The organism is Halorutilus salinus, assembly GCF_026242195.1.
GTDB classification, from domain to species: domain Archaea; phylum Halobacteriota; class Halobacteria; order Halobacteriales; family Halorutilaceae; genus Halorutilus; species Halorutilus salinus.
On sequence record NZ_RKLV01000002.1, the window covers coordinates 125,446 to 141,955 of the forward strand.

Sequence of the window (16,510 nt, forward strand, 5' to 3'; positions counted from 1 at the left end):
ACTTATCACTCTTTGGTGTAACGGGGTGTTTTTACACCTCGCTCGCAAAGAAACACCGATGACAGGTCACGAAGTCGTGGTCGTCGGTGGCGGCTGTGTGGGCGTATCGACCGCGCGTCATCTCGCACGACGCGGCGTCGACGTAGCCGTCGTTGAGAAGGAGTACGCCCTCGCTCAGCACCAGAGCGGTAGGAACTCAGGCGTTCTCCATCCCGGCTTCAACTACGAACCCGGTACGCTCAAGGCTCGTTTCGCAGTCGAGGGTACACGCCGTATGAAGACGTACTGCGCCGAACGTGGCGTCCCAGTCGACGAATGCGGTGTTCTCGTCGTCGCTCAGAACGACGACGAGACGGATCGTCTATATGACCTGAAGGAACAGGCGGACGAGAACGGCGCGGAGGCACGTATCGTCGACGGCGACTTCCTCAAGGAGCGCGAACCACACGCCGAAGGGGTCGCGGCTCTCCACGCACCCGGAGCGGCTTCGGTCGACTCGCGCAAGTACGTCCATGCCCTCGCGGGCGACGCCGAGGCGGATGGCGCGGGTTTCTACATGGGACACGAGGTAAGTGACGCGACGCGCGACGGTGACGGATGGCGCGTCCGTACCGACAAGGGCGAACTCGATGCCGAGTACGTCGTAAACGCCGCGGGGCTTTACGCCGATACGCTCGCGCGTAAGATGGGCGCGCCAACCAAACACCGCGTGGTGCCGTTCCGTGGCGAGTACTACGAACTCGAACCCGACGCCACAGACCTGTGTAGGACGATGATATACCCCACACCCGACCCCGAACTACCTTTCCTCGGCGTCCATTACACGCGCAGAACCGACGGAAAGGTCATCGTCGGACCCAACGCCGTTCTCGCATTCGGGCGCGAGGCGTACACCAACCGCTCCGTCTCGTTCCGCGAACTTTTCGGGACACTGTCCTACACCGGATTCTGGCGTCTAATCTCGTCGCGCAAGATGCTCGGTGTCGCGTGGGACGAGCTAAACAAGTCGTACCGCAAGAGCCGTTTCGTCAAAGCCGCGCAACGTCTCGTCCCCGAAGCGACCGCCGATGACTTCGCACGGTCGTACGCAGGTGTCCGCGCCCAGCTCGTCTCACCCGACGGCGAACTCGTCAAACAGCCTCTCGTGGAGCACGCCGAGGCGTCGACGCACGTCCTCAACGCCGTCTCACCCGGTCTGACGTGCTCGCTTCCGTTCGGAGAGCATCTCGCCAACGAGGCTGAGGAACGACTGTAACTGTTTTGTACCACGAGCGCGACGCCTACCGTATGCCCCAAGAAGACTTCGACGGCTACGGCGGTAGACATGTCCCCGACGAACTCGAAGAGGCTCTCGAAAGGCTCGCAGAGGCTTTTGACGCACACAAGGACAGCGATGCGTTCCGCGAGAGGTACGAGTGCGCTCCTACGTGACTACGCCGGACGCCCGACGCCTCTCTACCACGCAGAGACGCTCTCGGATCGGTACGGCGCTGAGATATACCTCAAACGCGAGGATCTCCTGCATGGGGGCGCTCATAAGATAAACAACGCTCTCGGTCAGGCGCTCCTCGCCGACGAAGCCGGAAAGACACGTCTGATCGCCGAGACGGGCGCGGGACAGCACGGAACCGCGACGGCGATGGTCGGTGCTCTCCTCGGTCTCGATACGGAGATATACATGGGCGCGAAGGACATCGAGCGCCAGCGTATGAACGTCTTCCGTATGCGTCTCATGGGCGCGGAGGTGAACGAGGTGACGCGCGGGGGCGCAGGTCTTTCCGACTCCGTCGACACCGTCGTCAGAACGCCGTCCGCGTTCTGACTGTCCATCAGACGTAGTCTGATGACAGCTCTCGAAGACCTCGTTGAGAACGTCGAGGACACACACTACCTCGTCGGTAGTGTGGTGGGTCCCGACCCTTTCCCGCGTATGGTGCGTGAGTTCCAGAGCGTAATCGGCGACGAGGCGCGCGAACAGATGCTCCAAAAGACGGGTGCGCTCCCGGACGCCTGCGTCGCCTGCGTAGGCGGAGGCTCGAACGCCATGGGACTGTTCGACGCCTTCCGCGACGACAACGACGTGGCTTTCTACGGTGCGGAGGGCGGCGGCAAGGGCGCGGACAGCGGCGAACACGCCGCGCCCCTCACGGCGGGCGAGGACGGCGTTCTCCATGGTATGAAGACGCGCGTTATCGACGACGGTACCGATGTACATTCGGTCAGCGCGGGTCTCGACTACCCCGGTGTCGGACCCGAACACGCTATGTTCCGCGAGACGGGGCGCGCCGAGTACCGCGCCGTGACCGACGACGAGGCGTTGGAGGCGTTCCGCGATCTGTCGCGCGCCGAGGGGATCATACCCGCGCTTGAAACCGCACACGGTCTGGCGCTCGCTAAGAGCGTCGCCGACGACCACGGTACGTTACTCGTCAGCCTGTCGGGACGCGGCGACAAGGATATGGCGACCGCGGCGGAGAGGTTCGACCTGAGTTAAGATGCGAAGCTCTTATCGGGTGGGGACAAGTACGTGTACGTGTATGGCGACAAAGAACATCACTGTAGCCGAGGACGCCTACGAACTACTCAAGGCGCACAAACGCGACGACGAGAGCTTCAGCGACACTATCCGCCGTCTCACGGAGGGTGCCGACGTGATGGAGTACGCGGGTTCGTGTTCCGGTCTCGCAGAGACCGCCGAGGCGGCGCGCTCAGAACTCGAAGACGACCTTGAGGAAAAGGGGAATGAACTGTTTGGACAGTAGCTTCGTAATCGACTTCCTCGACCCGGATGGCGAACACCACGCCGAGGCGAAGGAATGGATGCGGCGACACGCGGACGAACCTCTCGTGGTGCCGTACATCTGCGCCTTCGAGGTTCTTCGTGGCGCGGTTCGCGGCGATAGCTACGAGAAGGTCGAGTCTTTCCTACGTAACCGGAGCGTCGACGTGCCGCACTCAGGTCTTTCGAACGCCGTCGACGCCGCCGGGTTCGACTCGCGCCTTCACGACGACGGTTCGCCCCTGTCCGCCCGCGATACGCTCGTCGCTTCCCACGCGTGGACGAAGGGATACACCCTCGTAACGCGCGACCGCGACTTCGAAGACGCTCCTGTAGAAACCGAGTTCTACGTCTAAAGCCTCACCTCTCGTACGTCGCTTCGAGATGCGCCGTCGCCACCGTCGAACCGTCGAGCGCCGCCCCGAGTTCGTCGCGCCCCGCGCCCGGTTCGAGGTCGAGTTCGTCCTCAACGGCATGGACGACGAACCTGTACGTATGCTTCCCGTCGCCCTCCGGCGGACAGGGAGCCGTGTAACCCATCTCGCCGGCGTCGTTGGTTCCTTGACGCGCCCCGCCGAGCGCCCCCACGGTCGGTTCGGGGCGTACGCCTCCGGGTATGTTCCCCACCTCGGCGGCTACGAACGCGACGAAAGAACGTTTCGTTGTACGCATACGGGAAGACAGACGCGCTCGTACAAAAAACGAAGGGTTGCGTCTACCTACAGACCGACGTCGAGGGCGCGTTCGACGACGCCCTCGCCGTACATCTCTGCGAGTGCGTCGTGCTGATCGGGACGGTTGCTGTAGACATCCTTGAACAGCTTGACGGGCGTCATCATCGCCTGATACGTCGCTTCGTCCCACATACGGTCGCTCTGTATATCGATCTCGACGCCGTCTATACGGACGGTTGCGGAGCGCGACATCGCTATAGCGCCCTTTCCGGCTTCCTTGGCTGACTCGAACTCCTCCATCGAGTCGACGATATCGTCCATACTGGGGACGTACGCAGTAAGGTCGACGAGTTCCTCGCGTAGCTCGTCCTCGTCGAGAACGAGTTCGTCGCCGCCGACCTCAAGCTCGTACGTCTCGCCCTCCTTTTCGAGATCGATACGTTCGCCGTTGTAGACCTGCGCGTCGCCTTCGTCGTCGAGTTCGACCGTCCGTCCGTCCGCCTCTACGGTCCAGTAGCCTTCCTGCGGCGGAAGGGGCGTCTTGTTTGCGACCTCGACCTGTCCGGGCGTGAGCGACCAGATGCCGAGCATACCCATCGCGGCGTTCGCCGTGATACGATCCTTGTAGCCCTCTACGTCACGTATGTCGTCGAACGGACCGTCGACAGAAATAAGCCCCGCGGCGCTCGCACCCCGCGACGTGTTGTGCCTGAGTTCCTTCCACTCGGGGAGACCGCCCGTCGGCGTAATCGCGCGCATGTCCTTCGTGTAGTCGACCTCGCCGTCGACGAGGAGGAACAGACGTTCGAGGTTGTTCGTCGGCTTCCCCATCTCGTCGCGGAGTTCGCCCATCGCCAGTTCCGCCTGTCCGCTCTCGATAATGACCGACATCTTGAGCGAACCTTCCTCAAGACCGTACTCGTTCTCGACGATGGTTATGAACTCGTCTGCCTTCTTCCAGTCGTCGATGTCGCCTACCTCCGGGATGACGAAGCCGTCGATGTCGTCGACAGCTCCCTTTTCAGGGTCGGCGATTTCGAGCATGTGCTGAAGACCTTTGTAACGCGTACTCGGGTCGTCGCGGTGCCAGACGACGCGCGGATGTATCTCTCCGGGGAACCCCGCGCCGTCATCGGCGACGACCTCAGCGATGTTCTCCGCGCCCTCGTCGCGCATGTTCGGCGCGGTCGCGTCCTCGTTGTCGGGCACCCAGACGTCGGGAGCCTGCATCCCTCTCAGCTGTATTGCCTTTCTTAGCTTCTTCGCCGAGTCGTCGACGCCTTGCTCTGCGGTCGGCGTCGTAAAGAACGTTCGGACGAACTCGCGTCCGTGTATGCGTGGTTCCGGCATACCCAAACCGTTGTCGACGCCGGGTATATTCCTTTTGTATTGGCTCCGTACCCCCGCCGGACGCCGTACACGCCCAATCCTTCCGGTACGCTGTTCTTACGTCGGTCGTCGAAAACAGGCGGGAGTTTTATTTATCGTCATCTTCTATCCCATCCTACTCATATGTCAAAGATAAGGGTGGTTCTGCGTCTCATACAGGCGACCCGTGTCCTCACGCCGTTGATGATAACCCATATACGTGACAGACGGAGGTTCCTTCTGTTCGGAGGCAGACGCGAGCTTAGCTACGAACAGCGGAAGGCGCGCGCCGAGAGGATGGCGGACGCCTTCGAGGAACTCGGTACGACGTACATTAAGCTGGCGCAGTTCATGACGACGCGTCCCGACCTCGTACCGCCTCTGTACGTCCGTGCGATGGAACGTCTACAGGACGAGGTTCCTCCTGAGGACTACGAAAAGGTCGAGGCGCTCCTTGAGGAGGAACTCGGAAGACCGACTGACGAGGTATTCGAGTACTTCAACGAGGAGGCGGTGTCAGGTGCGTCGATCGCGCAGGTGCATTTCGCGGGTATCGACGGCGAGGATGTTGCGGTCAAGGTACGGCGTCCGGGTCTCGAAAAGGTGGTTCAGGCGGATCTCGCCGTACTGAGCTTCTTCCTACCCCTCGCGCGCCGTTTCCTCCTGTACATGGGTCAGGAGTCGCACGCAGAGTCGGCGGAGGGGATAGCGAAGGAGCTTAAGAAGACGATACAGGAGGAGATGGACTTCGGGCGCGAGGCGCAGATAATGACGGAGATACGCGAGAACATCGAACGCGACAACCTCGACGACCGCGTGATCATACCGTACGTCTTCCACGAGTACTCGACGGAGAAGGTCATTGTGATGAGGTACGAGGAAGGCATCGCCGTCAAGCACGACGAGAAGCTCAAACGTGAGGGACACGACCCAGAGGAGATCGTCGACGCCATCGCCGACGCGTACCTGCATATGGCGTTCAGGCACGATGTCTTCCACGCCGACCCCCATCAGGGCAACCTTGCCGTCGCGCCTGACGGACGCGCGATCATCTACGACTACGGTATAGCCCAACGTCCGCCGGAGGATATACAGGAGAACTGGAAGGAGATGTTCATAGGCGTCGGTATGCACGACCCCGGTCAGGTTGTCGACTCTTTACAGGAGATGGGCGCGGTCGACCAGGACGTTGACCGCGAGACGTTGCTTGAAGTCGCCAACGTCATGATAATGGATATATCGGGTCAGGGACTCGACGACGCCGACATAGAACGTATAGAGGCGAAGGTTGACGAGACGCTCTACGACTATCCTATGAAGTTCCCGCAGGAGATCATACTGGGGATGCGCGCGACGTTCGGCGTCGAAGGACTCTGCGCCGACCTCGCGCCCGACTACGACTTTAGTCAGAAGCTACACGACTTCTTCCTCGAAGATCTCGACGAGAATCAGGTTCCGGCGCTCTCACACGTCGGCGAGGGTCCACAGTACAGGTGGCTCGACGAGGCTGACAGGTTCCTCGGTAGCATACGTACATCCTTGCCCATACCCTACCTCGACAGCGACCGTCCCGTGACGGCGTTCATACTCGACAACGCGAGGTTCCTACGTGTCGATCTGATGGACAGAGCCGGAGCCGTCCAGAACGGGCACACGGACGACGAAAACGTGGCGGTCGATATAGGTACCGACGACATCAAGCAGGAGGTTCGTGACGAGATGAAAAAGAGCGGCAAACGTAACTTCCTCACAGTCCTCGGCGGTACGTTCGCTCTCAGCGCCGCCGTCCTGTACACGGGCGGTTCCGGACTCGCCCCGTACTCGTTCGGTCTCGGTGCGCTCCTGTTCCTTCTCGCGTGGAGGACGTTCAAGGAGCGCGACACGGGCGTCATGGGTCCCAAGTACGTCGCCACGCGCCACCGTATGGAGCAGTGGGACGACCCTGAGGAGGAAGCAGAGAAAGAAGCTGGCAACGCCGGTATAGACGAAACTACTGTCTCTGAGACGAACGGTGAACTCGGCACCAAAGACGACGGTTTCCAGAGGTATGACAAAGAGAACGCGAAAGAAGCCCCCATCAGATAACTGACCAGCATGATCTGTGCCTTAGATTCAAGTGTTTGGAGGGATATAACCTCATACATGTGCACTAAAGCCGGCTTACTGTTCCTAAGGAGGCGCTCAGATTGAGGTCTGAGATACAGACTGTCCTAAGAGACACCCCTGTCGTATGCATGGAGATTTCGGTGGAGGAAAGGCTAAAAATGTGCGATGCCCTTTGGTCTGACAAGGACTCCGGAGAAGAACCGAGCTCATATGAATGGCTTTCGGAACCGGACGAAGTCAGAGACAAGATTCTTGAGAAGGTTAGACCGACCGAAGATGCAGGTAGCATACGTCTTGAACTTGAAAACAGAGAACTTGCCCTGCTCAGAGATGTTCTCCGGAAGTCGGGCTACAGGAGGGTTCGGGAAGAGATAATTAAGATTGCCAGACCCATCGAAGACATGAGCGGACAGACTCAGATCGATGCCTCTGTCAGAAAGGATGTCCTAGAAAACAAAGGCGGTGCATGCGTTGGGTGTGGGATGACAAAGCGAGAACACATAGACAAACATGACTGCCGTCTCCTACTTTATCATGTCGTTGACTACTGTAGATTCAATAGACAAGAAGATGCCAATCGGCTCGATAATCTGATCCCTCTTTGCAGGGACTGCAACGAAGCGATAGAAGGAACTGAAAAAGAAGACTCTAAAAAAGGGGAGAATAACCACGAATCCGAAAATAAAGGAACGGCAGACAGATTACTTGCCAGGCGTTTCAACGGCTCTTGACATCCTCACCCGCCTAAAGTCGGATGAATCCCACGTTGGGAATTTAAGATTTCCAACCGACACAACCTTATCAGGTGTTTCCACCGTTCGCGGTTATATCGGTTCGTGGCAGTGCCAAACAGCCGTTACTCCTACCTTCCGTAAGAAGATTCGGAGTTATCTTTTTCACCGTGCTTGATGGGAGTTTTACAGTACACCTTTCAGGATGCACCTTCACAACCTCTTTCGGATACTGCCTCGTTACTTCGGGCGGACAAGCCGCTTCCGTAGGTCAGTTGACCTAACTACAACTAAATTCCTGACTGTATTAACACTAACGGTTAGTTGAATCGTTCGACGGATTCATCACCCGTTCAGAAATCGAAGGTTTCTGAGTAAGCAAATCTCTGATTTGGATACACCTAAAGGCGGGTGTATTCTCTTGTACTATCTATAAATAACTATCAAAACCGCTCACAAATAAACGACGACTGACGAGGGCTACAGTATATACGAAGGCGGCTAGTGTAACGGTAACTACCATTGATAATTTTTGGATAACGTGGTCATTGTGCTTGTCGTGATATAGACATACCTCGGTTAGGGCTACCGGGTTCTCGCGAACTTGTCGAACGCGATCCTCCGTTACTTTCTTGTTTATCTCCAGTTCTTTCGGCAGCTCCGCCTCAAGACGTTCTGTTCCTGCGCGAGTATCGGCTCAGAAATGAACCGCAGAACGAAGGAAGTCAGCTACGTTAGTGTCCGTCTTCGCCGCCGAAGCCTTCGGACTCCTCGATACGTTCCTTCGCCGCGGGGTCGAACTCCGTCTCTATCTCCTGGTAACGGTCGGTGTTCGAAAGCTCGTGGTGGCTCTCGGTCGGATGTCCAATGTAGTCCTCTTCGAGGTCCCACTGAGCCTGCTCGTCGTTCTCGGCGAGGTTCTTGAAGTCCTCGTAGACCTTGTGCGCGCCGGCGTGGAGACCGAACAGCGTGATGAAGATGTACTTGTAGCCGAGGTCGCCGAGTTCCTGGAACGTGAGCGCGTCCTCCTGCTCGCTCCATTTGAACGAGGACGAGTAGTTGAACGCAAGCTTGAGGTCGGGGTGGGTCTCGTGTATCGTCTCCGCGTACTCGACGGCGTCCTCGCGCGAGGGATCGGGCATCTCGGGCCAGACTATGTCGACGCCTGCGTCGGCGTACATACGTCCGCGTTCGAGATGCTCCTCCCAGTCGCCGTTGGCGCTACCGTAAGCGTCGGTACGCGCGATGATGATGGTGTCCTCGTCCTGCTTGGCGTCGACGGCGGCGGAGAAACGTCCCTTCGCCGTGTCACGGTCGACGATCTGCTTGCCCGCGATATGTCCGCATCTCTTGGGCGTAACCTGATCCTCGATATGGACGGCGGCGACGCCAGCCTTCTCGTACTCACGGACAGCACGGCGGACGTTGTGGATTCCGCCGTATCCCGTGTCACAGTCGGCGACGACGGGGAGGTCGGTAGCCTCGACGATACGTTTGGCGTTCTCGACCATCTCTGTCATGTCGACGATTTCGAGGTCGGAGAAGCCGAACTGACCGAGAACCGTCGAGTAGCCCGACATGTACGCGGCGTCGTGCCCCGTCATCTCTGCGAGACGGGCGTCGAGAGCGTGGTACAGACCGGGTGCGAATACAAAGTCCTGCTCGTTAAGCTTCTCGCGTAGCTCGCGCGCCTTGTAGTTGTCAACGTCCCTGTACGTGTAGTCGTGTTCGTCGCGTCTTTCTCCTTCTGGCATGAGTCATCTGTCAGTTTGAATAATGCAGGTTTAAGCTAATCGGTTCGGGACGAGCATGGGAAGCCGTGACAACCGCCCTATCCGCGCATACCGCCGTTGATACCGAGTATCTGACCCGTCATGTACGCCGAGTCACGCGACGCGAGGAAACGTACGATACCCGTCAGATCCTCGACTTCCGCGAAACGTCCGAGGGGTATACGGTCGCGTATCTTCTCCTTCACACCCTCGTCGACCTTTTCGAGCATGTCGGTGCTCGTGAACCCCACCGCGACGCAGTTTGCGGTCGAGTTCGACGCGGCGAGTTCGAGCGCGAGCGTCCGTGTAAAGCCGAAAAGTCCGCTCTCCGCGGCGGTGAAGTTCGCCTGTCCGTAGTTTCCGCGTTGCGCCATCACGCTCGATACGTTGATTAGGCGTCCGTTCGACGATACGGAGATATCGTTGAAGAACGCCTTGGTGGCGTTGAAAGCGCCGCCGAGGTTGGTGTCGACGACACGATCCCAGTCCTCGCGTTCCATGTTTACGAACTTTCTGTCGACCGAGACACCCGCGTTGTTTACGAGAACGTCCGCGCCGCCGTACTCGTCACGTACCTCGTCGCGTACCGTGCGCATGTCGTCGAGATCGGAAACGTCACCCTGTACGGCGATAGCGTCGCCTTCGCCCGCGTTGATCTCGTCGACGACCTCGCGCGCCTCCTCCTCGCTCTCGTTGTAGTTGACGGCGACGCTCGCGCCGCGGCGTCCGAGATCGAGCGCTATCCCCCGTCCGATACCCCGCGATGCCCCCGTTACGACACAGACCTGTCTTTCGACCATGGGGGAGACACGCGCCACGGACGCAAAACTCTTTGTCCGGTTCGAAAACCGCTTATGCCTGCACCTTCATCTCGCACCATGGAAGACACCGAACGCATAGACTCAGAAGACGTCGAACACGTCGCCGAACTCGCGCGTGTACGTCTCACCGACGACGAAGCCGAGGGTTTCGTCGACGGCTTTAACGACGTTCTCGGCTACTTCGAGACGCTCGACGACGTACCTGACGACGTTGAGGCAGAGGATGATTACCAGAACGTACTGCGCGCCGACGAACCCGAACCGTCGCTGTCGCAGGAAGAGGCGCTGAGCAACGCCGACGGAACCGAGGAAGGCTACTTCGTAGGACCTAGCGTATCATGAGCGCGAGCGACGACCTGAACGCCTTCGTAACCCGGTGCGACCTCGGGGGCGGTGACGGACCCCTCGACGACCTGACCGTGGGGGTTAAGGACAACATCTCCACCGAGGGGGTCGAGACCACCTGCGGTTCGAAGGTTCTCGAAGGCTACGAACCTCCGTACGACGCGACCGCCGTCGAACGACTCAAGGACGCCGGGGCGCGTATCGTCGGCAAGACCAACATGGACGAGTTCGGTATGGGGACGACGACGGAGACGAGCGCACACGGGGCGACACGTAACCCGGTCGACACCGACCATGTCCCCGGCGGGTCGTCGGGCGGGAGCGCGGCGGCGGTCGCTTCGGGAGACGTTGACGCCGCGCTCGGCACGGACACGGGCGGTTCGGTACGTTGCCCCGCGGCGTTCTGCGGTGTCGTGGGTCTGAAGCCGACGTACGGTCTCGTCTCGCGTTACGGTCTCATCGCTTACGCCAACTCGCTCGAAACCGTCGGACCCATGGCGCGCGACGTAGAGACGACGGCGCGCGTCCTTGACGTAATTGCGGGCGAGGACGACCGCGACGGCACGTGTAACGCCGAAACCGACGACTACGCCGCCGCTGTCGAACAGCCGACGGGCGATGTAACCGTAGCGGTTCCCGACGAACTCGTAGGCGAGGGCGTCGATGAAGGCGTACGCGGGACTTTCGACGACGCACTCGGTACGCTCCGCGACGAGGGCGCTACCGTGCGTGAGGTCTCGATGCCGAGCCTCGAAAAGGCGCTCGCGGCGTACTACGTTATAGCGATGGGCGAGGCGTCGTCCAACCTCGCGCGTTTCGACGGCGTCCGTTACGGACCCGGCGGCGAGGGCGACGGCTGGAACGAGGCTTTTGCGGACGCACGCGCCCGCTTCGGCGACGAGGTGAAACGCCGTGTCATGCTCGGCACGTACGCCCTGAGCGAGGGCTACTACGGCGACTACTACGACAAGGCGCAGAACGCGCGCGCTCTTGTACGGCGCGACTTTGAGGCGGTTCTCGACGAGGCGGACGTCGTCGCCTCACCCACGATGCCTATCACGCCGTTCGAGATAGGCGAGGCGCTTGACGACCCCCTGCAGATGTACCTCGCCGACGCCAACACGACGCCCGTCAACCTCGCGGGGGTTCCGTCGGTCAGCGTACCCGCGGGGCGCGCCGACGACCTACCCGTCGGTCTACAGCTAACCGCGGGGCGTTTCGAGGAGAAAAAGCTCCTCCGCGTCGCGCGTGGTTTCGAGAAGGCACGGTAGATGAAGGAGGGCGCACGCGCCCTCGGCGTCGCCGAGTCTTACCGCGGCACGAGCGGCGACTCGTACCTCGCGGGTGCCGTCGTCCGCGCATCCCGCACCGTCGACGGCTTGGCGTTCACGACCACAGACATCGGCGGTACCGACGCGACCGAAGCCGTCGTCCGCCTCTACGACCGCGCCGACCGCGAAGACGTACGTCTTATACTCCTCTCCGGCGTCGCCCTTTCGTGGTACAGCATCGTCGACCTGAGCGCCGTCCACCAAACGACCGGCGTACCCGTCGTCTCCGTGACGTACGAGGAGAGCGACGGCTTGGGCGACGATCTCCGTGACGAGTTTGACGGCGACGCGCTTGAACAACGTCTGTCCATCTACGACTCGTTACCCGAACGCCGACACGTACCCGTCGGCGGAAACGATCTGTACGTCCGTTCCGTCGGTGTCCCCGACAACCGCGCCGACGGGCAGGTACGCGGCTTCACGTACGACGGAAGACCCGAACCCGCGCGTGTCGCACACCTCGCCGCGCGTGCACTCCTCGGCTTCGAGGACTGATACGTCTCGACACCGAAGCCTCTTTGAAACGCGGAGACAAGCCGACGTATGGAGTACACCGTCGACGCGTGCGACCGTTGCGACAGCCTCGTGGAAAGCCGTTCACGTATCGTCAACGGCGTCGGCGACGGTTCGCTCGGCGTCGTCTTCGTCGGCGAGGCACCCGGCGCGGACGAGGACGAACAGGGCGAGCCTTTCGTCGGGAGAAGCGGCGGGATTCTTACCGAGAAGCTCAACGACCTCGGCGTATCGCGCGACGAGGTACGTATCACCAACTCCGTACGTTGCAGACCTCCCGACAACCGTGATCCGCACGTCGGCGAACTCGAAAGCTGTCGTCCGTACCTCGTCGCCGAGATAGACACGTACGACCCCGATGTCGTATGTACGCTCGGAAGGGTTCCGACAACAAACCTCGTCGACGGTGTCACGGCTATGCGCGACGTTGTCGGCGACGAACTCCGTACCCGACTCGGCGCGAAGGAACGTACTGTCGTACCGTGCTACCACCCCGCGGCGATGCTCTACGACCGATCGAAGGAGGGGGTCATAGACGAGACGCTGGGGCGCGTCGTCGAACTCGCGCGGTCATAGCTCCTCCAACCTCCGGCGGAGATCATCCCAGTGAGAGCCTTTCCAGTACGTCTTTCCGCAGTCGTCGCACCGCCACGCTCGCTCTACGTCGTCGGGTACGTCGTCGGCTTCCGTGTCCGTCTCCGACAGACCGCCGTTGCAGTCGGAGCACCGGCGCGGTTCGTCGAGTTCGAACGTCACGCCCGTTTGGCGTAGTTCGCGCACCTGCTCGCCCACCTCCTTCGACCTGACGAGCACACCGTCCGTACGTTCCGCGAGTTCCACGTCACGCGTCACGAGGGTTCTTCGCGTCGCGTCGACGAGTTCGGCTACCTCTTCGTCGTCCACCGCCCCTTCGTCAGGGGCGTAAACGGCGTCGAGACCCGCCATACGCATGTACGTCGTCAGCTTTCCGAGCATCGCGTCCGTCACGAAGCCTTCCGTACAGTCGTCAGCCATCGAGCCAGTCTTCGAGTTCGTCCGCAGTCCGCGTGTTGAGTACGTCTTCGACTTCCGCCCATCCACGGCGTGCCGTCCAGACGCCGTACTTGACGTATCCGTACTCGCCCGGCGCGTGGGCGTCGGTGTTGACTGCGACGGGTACGCCGTGTTCGACGCACCGGCGCACCTGCGTGTCGCGTATATCGAGGCGTCGCGGGTTGGCGTTGAGTTCGAGCGCGACACCCTCGTCTTCGGCGGCGTCGAGGACCGCGTCGAAGTCGTACCCGTACCCCTCTCGGCTGTTGATCAGCCTCCCCGACGGATGCCCTAGGATATCCACACCGTCGTGACGTACCGCGGATACGAGCCGTTCGGTCGCTTCTTCCTTCGCCATATCCATACCGGTGTGTACGGACGCCACGACGACGTCGAGTTGGGAGAGCGTACCGTCGGAGACATCGAGGCTTCCGTCCTTCAGAACGTTCGCCTCCGCACCCGAAAAGAGACGTACGTCCGTATCTTCGCCGAGCGCCCGCACGTCGTCGGCGAGCGTCAGGAGTTCGTCGTCCGAAAGACCGCCGACGACACCGAGAGCCTCCGTATGTTCGGTAACGGCGAGGTAGTCGAGTCCCTTCTCCTCGGCACCCGCTACCATCCTCTCCAAAGTCGCTCCGCCGTCAGTCCGGGACGTGTGGCTGTGAAGCTCTCCGCGTACGTCTTCGACGTTTACGAGATCGGGGAGCGTACCGTCGCGCGCCACCTCTACCTCGCCGCGATCCTCGCGCATCTCCGGCGGGATGTAACCCATGCCGAGCGCGTCGTAGACCTCCTCCTCCGTCTCCCCCGCGACGCGTTCGCCCGTCTCGGCGTCCCAGACACCGTACTCGTTGAGCTTCAGACCCTCGCCGACCGCGACATCGCGTGTCTTTACGTTGTGCTTCTTCGAACCCGTGAAGTACTGGAGCGCCGCGCCGAACTCGTCTTCCTCGACGAGATGTAGGTCGACCTCCTCGCCGTCGCGCCGGAAGCTCGTCTTACGATCCCCTTTCTGCACCAGCTCTACGTCCCTGTCGGCGAAGGCGTCTGCGGTCGCCTCGCGGTCGTCGGAGACGACGACTATATCTATATCGCCGGTCGTCTCCTTCCTTCTCCGTACGCTACCCGCCGCAACCGCACGTTCGACGCCGACGACGCCCTCGACGGTTTCGACGAGTTCGCGCGCCCTCGGAACCGACTCGCCGAGGGGCGTACGTTCGCCCGCCTCACGCGCAAACGGGATACCGTCAAGTATGTTTTCCTCCGTCTTCTCGCCGAAGCCGGTCACGTTCCGTATACGTCCGTCGCGCCCCGCCTCTTCGAGTTCGTCGAGGTCGGTAACACCGAGGGCGTCGTATAGCTTGCCGACGGTCTTCGGACCCACGCCCTCGACACGCGTCAAAGCCTCCATCTCGACCGGTGTCTCATCACGTAGCTCTTCGAGTTCCTCGACGCGTCCCGTCTCACGGAACTCGTCTATCTTTGACGCGATCGCGTCGCCGACATCGGGTATCCCCTTGGGCTGTTCGAGCGCGTCGCGCGACGTATCGCGCACCGACTCGGCGGCGTTCCTGTACGCGCGCGGCTTGTATTCGACGCCCTTGGCTTCGAGACGGTCGGCGAACTCATCGAGCATCCCGGCTACGGCTTCCCTCTCCGTCATAGACGGCTGTCGTCCCCGTCGCGTCCCTTCACCTTCTTTACGAAGCTCTGCCATCTCTTGGCGTCCGCCTTCTCCTTCGCCTGCGCCTCCGCCTCGATCCCCTCACCCGTCCCCTGAAGAACGTTCAGGGCGCGGTCGATACCTGCGACGCGTTCGACTATCTCCTCCCCTTCGTCGTACGTCATATCTTCGTCACGTATCTCGTCGAGGAGCGCGTTCCGTCTCCGTCGGAGTAGCTTCTTCTTTTCCTTGATATCGTCACCGTCCGTATCACCCGCGCGCGCCTCAAAGACGTACTCGGCGAGCGCCAGCTCCTTGCCGTCGAGTTCGACGGTTTGGGGTATACGGACGCCCACGGAGGCGCTGTCACGGTCGGCACGGTCGAGTAGAGCCTCGCGTTCGTACTCCTTCATCGTCCCGTCTACGCACCCCGTCTCCTTAAGCATAAAGAGATATACGTCACGCGCCGCACCTTACTGTATGCAGAGATGTGAGGAGTGCGGCGAGGAGGTTTCGATGCCGTACACCTGTAGCTTCTGCGGAAACAGGTTCTGCTCCCAGCACCGTCTACCCGAGAACCACTCGTGCGACGGTCTTTCGTCGTACGAGCGCGACGTACGTGAGAGCGGGAAGGTCTACGACGGTCCTTCGACATCCCCGCCGACGTCGACGGGCGAAACCGGCTACTCGCTTCCGTCTATCGACGGCAACGTCACGTACTACCTCCTCGGCGGCATGGCTCTCACCTTCGTCGTACAGATACTCCTCCTGTCGTTCGGCTACGGTCGTCTCCACAACGCCCTCTTCGTCCTACATCCCAACCGTCTCCAGTACGTCTGGACGTGGGTTACGAGCGTATTCGCACACGGAGGACCCGCGCATATACTCATAAACGGTCTCATACTGTTCTTCTTCGGCACCCTGCTCGAACGCAAGATAGGTAGCGAACGTTTCCTCGCACTGTTCTTCGTCGCGGGGATCGTCGCGGGTCTGTCGCAGGGCGTGGCGACGCTCCTGACCGTCGATGCCCTCGGACCACAGAACGGCGCTCTCGGCGCTTCGGGAGCGATCGCGGCGGTTCTCGGCGCTCTTACCGTCCTCAACCCCAACCTCCGTGTCTACCTCTGGTTCTTCATACCGATGCCGCTCTGGGTTCTCACGATCGGGTTCGCGGCGTACGACACGTTCTACGCCGCAACCGGGGGCGTCGGTGCGGGCGGCGTGGCGCGTCTCGCACATCTCTCCGGACTCGCTCTTGGTCTCGCATACGGCTGGAAGCTCAAGCAGGAAGGCGTCGCAGTACGTGACCGTCTCAACTTCGGAGGGGGTCCCGGAGGTCCGGGCGGACCCGGCGGCGGACGTATCTGAAACGACA

The 16,510-nt window shown here is 60.9% G+C and carries 17 protein-coding genes and 1 pseudogene; 11 read left to right on the plus strand and 7 right to left on the minus strand.

The annotated features are described in order from the left end of the window. The first annotated feature begins 58 nt into the window (after positions 1-58). From lhgO to EGH25_RS02450, 4 genes and pseudogenes are all read left to right on the plus strand, one after another. The gene (lhgO, locus tag EGH25_RS02435) at positions 59-1,255 is read left to right on the plus strand and encodes an L-2-hydroxyglutarate oxidase (RefSeq protein ID WP_266085921.1); all 1,197 of its coding nucleotides are present in this window, start codon (positions 59-61) and stop codon (positions 1,253-1,255) included. 32 nt (positions 1,256-1,287) lie between these two features. After that, positions 1,288-2,494, plus strand: a pseudogene (trpB, locus tag EGH25_RS02440) (tryptophan synthase subunit beta). A 43-nt stretch (positions 2,495-2,537) separates the two neighbouring features. Beyond that, positions 2,538-2,762, plus strand: a complete 225-nt coding sequence (locus EGH25_RS02445) for an antitoxin VapB family protein (RefSeq protein ID WP_266085922.1) — start codon at positions 2,538-2,540, stop codon at positions 2,760-2,762. Further along, positions 2,743-3,135 carry a PIN domain-containing protein gene (locus EGH25_RS02450; RefSeq protein ID WP_266085924.1) on the plus strand — a complete coding sequence of 131 codons (393 nt, stop codon included), beginning with the start codon at positions 2,743-2,745 and terminating at the stop codon, positions 3,133-3,135. Before EGH25_RS02445 ends, EGH25_RS02450 begins: the two co-directional genes overlap by 20 nt. 4 nt (positions 3,136-3,139) lie before the next feature. On the opposite strand, the gene EGH25_RS02455 is transcribed toward EGH25_RS02450, so the two are convergent. Then, complete coding sequence (locus tag EGH25_RS02455) at positions 3,140-3,451, minus strand: YbhB/YbcL family Raf kinase inhibitor-like protein (protein WP_266085926.1); 312 nt, start codon at positions 3,449-3,451, stop codon at positions 3,140-3,142. 47 nt (positions 3,452-3,498) lie between these two features. Next, positions 3,499-4,803, minus strand: a complete 1,305-nt coding sequence (aceB, locus tag EGH25_RS02460) for a malate synthase AceB (protein ID WP_266085928.1) — start codon at positions 4,801-4,803, stop codon at positions 3,499-3,501. Positions 4,804-4,965: 162 nt separating this feature from the next. Between aceB and EGH25_RS02465 the strand changes: the two genes are divergently transcribed. Next, entirely contained in the window at positions 4,966-6,906 is a 1,941-nt protein-coding gene (locus EGH25_RS02465; RefSeq protein ID WP_266085929.1) for an ABC1 kinase family protein, read from the plus strand. A 101-nt stretch (positions 6,907-7,007) separates the two neighbouring features. Then, positions 7,008-7,658: an HNH endonuclease signature motif containing protein gene (locus EGH25_RS02470; protein WP_266085930.1), complete on the plus strand. Its 651-nt coding sequence runs from the start codon at positions 7,008-7,010 to the stop codon at positions 7,656-7,658. 734 nt (positions 7,659-8,392) lie between these two features. Here the strand turns inward: EGH25_RS02470 and aceA are convergent. Continuing rightward, positions 8,393-9,412 (minus strand): isocitrate lyase, encoded by a 1,020-nt coding sequence (aceA, locus tag EGH25_RS02475; protein ID WP_266085932.1) that lies wholly within the window; start codon positions 9,410-9,412, stop codon positions 8,393-8,395. A gap of 77 nt (positions 9,413-9,489) precedes the next feature. Further along, entirely contained in the window at positions 9,490-10,230 is a 741-nt protein-coding gene (gene fabG, locus EGH25_RS02480; RefSeq protein WP_266085933.1) for a 3-oxoacyl-ACP reductase FabG, read from the minus strand. A 78-nt stretch (positions 10,231-10,308) separates the two neighbouring features. Here fabG and gatC point away from each other — a divergent pair, with 78 nt between their 5' ends. Genes gatC through EGH25_RS02500 form a run of 4 tightly spaced genes read left to right on the plus strand, consistent with a single transcriptional unit; the run spans position 10,309 to position 13,016 of the window. Then, on the plus strand, positions 10,309-10,593 hold the full coding sequence (gene gatC, locus EGH25_RS02485; RefSeq protein WP_266085934.1) for an Asp-tRNA(Asn)/Glu-tRNA(Gln) amidotransferase subunit GatC: 285 nt from the start codon (positions 10,309-10,311) through the stop codon (positions 10,591-10,593). Next, entirely contained in the window at positions 10,590-11,867 is a 1,278-nt protein-coding gene (gene gatA / locus EGH25_RS02490; RefSeq protein ID WP_266085935.1) for an Asp-tRNA(Asn)/Glu-tRNA(Gln) amidotransferase subunit GatA, read from the plus strand. The genes gatC and gatA overlap by 4 nt, the downstream gene beginning before the upstream one ends. Beyond that, positions 11,868-12,422 (plus strand): endonuclease dU, encoded by a 555-nt coding sequence (locus EGH25_RS02495; RefSeq protein ID WP_266085936.1) that lies wholly within the window; start codon positions 11,868-11,870, stop codon positions 12,420-12,422. It abuts the gene before it with no gap. A gap of 48 nt (positions 12,423-12,470) precedes the next feature. Further along, complete coding sequence (locus tag EGH25_RS02500) at positions 12,471-13,016, plus strand: uracil-DNA glycosylase (protein WP_266085937.1); 546 nt, start codon at positions 12,471-12,473, stop codon at positions 13,014-13,016. Here the strand turns inward: EGH25_RS02500 and EGH25_RS02505 are convergent. Genes EGH25_RS02505 through EGH25_RS02515 form a run of 3 tightly spaced genes read right to left on the minus strand, consistent with a single transcriptional unit; the run spans position 13,011 to position 15,548 of the window. After that, positions 13,011-13,454 carry a Mut7-C RNAse domain-containing protein gene (locus EGH25_RS02505; protein ID WP_266085938.1) on the minus strand — a complete coding sequence of 148 codons (444 nt, stop codon included), beginning with the start codon at positions 13,452-13,454 and terminating at the stop codon, positions 13,011-13,013. The two genes, EGH25_RS02500 and EGH25_RS02505, sit on opposite strands and share 6 nt — an antisense overlap. Beyond that, positions 13,447-15,135: a DNA polymerase/3'-5' exonuclease PolX gene (gene polX / locus EGH25_RS02510; RefSeq protein ID WP_266085939.1), complete on the minus strand. Its 1,689-nt coding sequence runs from the start codon at positions 15,133-15,135 to the stop codon at positions 13,447-13,449. Before polX ends, EGH25_RS02505 begins: the two co-directional genes overlap by 8 nt. Beyond that, a complete protein-coding gene (locus EGH25_RS02515) occupies positions 15,132-15,548 on the minus strand; it encodes a DUF5788 family protein (protein ID WP_266085940.1) in 417 nt (138 codons plus the stop codon). The genes polX and EGH25_RS02515 overlap by 4 nt, the downstream gene beginning before the upstream one ends. A 67-nt stretch (positions 15,549-15,615) precedes the next feature. Here EGH25_RS02515 and EGH25_RS02520 point away from each other — a divergent pair, with 67 nt between their 5' ends. Continuing rightward, positions 15,616-16,503, plus strand: a complete 888-nt coding sequence (locus tag EGH25_RS02520) for a rhomboid family intramembrane serine protease (protein ID WP_266085942.1) — start codon at positions 15,616-15,618, stop codon at positions 16,501-16,503. The last annotated feature ends 7 nt before the right edge of the window (positions 16,504-16,510 follow it).

Excerpts from the sequence above, each read along its gene's own strand:
- EGH25_RS02455 (WP_266085926.1), bottom strand. The coding sequence starts at position 3,451 with ATGCGTACAACGAAACGTTCTTTCGTCGCGTTCGTAGCCGCCGAGGTG.
- gatC (WP_266085934.1), top strand. The coding sequence starts at position 10,309 with ATGGAAGACACCGAACGCATAGACTCAGAAGACGTCGAACACGTCGCC.
- EGH25_RS02505 (WP_266085938.1), bottom strand. The coding sequence starts at position 13,454 with ATGGCTGACGACTGTACGGAAGGCTTCGTGACGGACGCGATGCTCGGA.
- EGH25_RS02495 (WP_266085936.1), top strand. The coding sequence starts at position 11,868 with ATGAAGGAGGGCGCACGCGCCCTCGGCGTCGCCGAGTCTTACCGCGGC.
- polX (WP_266085939.1), bottom strand. The coding sequence starts at position 15,135 with ATGACGGAGAGGGAAGCCGTAGCCGGGATGCTCGATGAGTTCGCCGAC.
- EGH25_RS02450 (WP_266085924.1), top strand. The coding sequence starts at position 2,743 with ATGAACTGTTTGGACAGTAGCTTCGTAATCGACTTCCTCGACCCGGAT.
- aceB (WP_266085928.1), bottom strand. The coding sequence starts at position 4,803 with ATGCCGGAACCACGCATACACGGACGCGAGTTCGTCCGAACGTTCTTT.
- gatA (WP_266085935.1), top strand. The coding sequence starts at position 10,590 with ATGAGCGCGAGCGACGACCTGAACGCCTTCGTAACCCGGTGCGACCTC.
- EGH25_RS02465 (WP_266085929.1), top strand. The coding sequence starts at position 4,966 with ATGTCAAAGATAAGGGTGGTTCTGCGTCTCATACAGGCGACCCGTGTC.
- EGH25_RS02515 (WP_266085940.1), bottom strand. The coding sequence starts at position 15,548 with ATGAAGGAGTACGAACGCGAGGCTCTACTCGACCGTGCCGACCGTGAC.
- aceA (WP_266085932.1), bottom strand. The coding sequence starts at position 9,412 with ATGCCAGAAGGAGAAAGACGCGACGAACACGACTACACGTACAGGGAC.
- EGH25_RS02445 (WP_266085922.1), top strand. The coding sequence starts at position 2,538 with ATGGCGACAAAGAACATCACTGTAGCCGAGGACGCCTACGAACTACTC.
- EGH25_RS02500 (WP_266085937.1), top strand. The coding sequence starts at position 12,471 with ATGGAGTACACCGTCGACGCGTGCGACCGTTGCGACAGCCTCGTGGAA.
- fabG (WP_266085933.1), bottom strand. The coding sequence starts at position 10,230 with ATGGTCGAAAGACAGGTCTGTGTCGTAACGGGGGCATCGCGGGGTATC.
- lhgO (WP_266085921.1), top strand. The coding sequence starts at position 59 with ATGACAGGTCACGAAGTCGTGGTCGTCGGTGGCGGCTGTGTGGGCGTA.
- EGH25_RS02520 (WP_266085942.1), top strand. The coding sequence starts at position 15,616 with ATGCAGAGATGTGAGGAGTGCGGCGAGGAGGTTTCGATGCCGTACACC.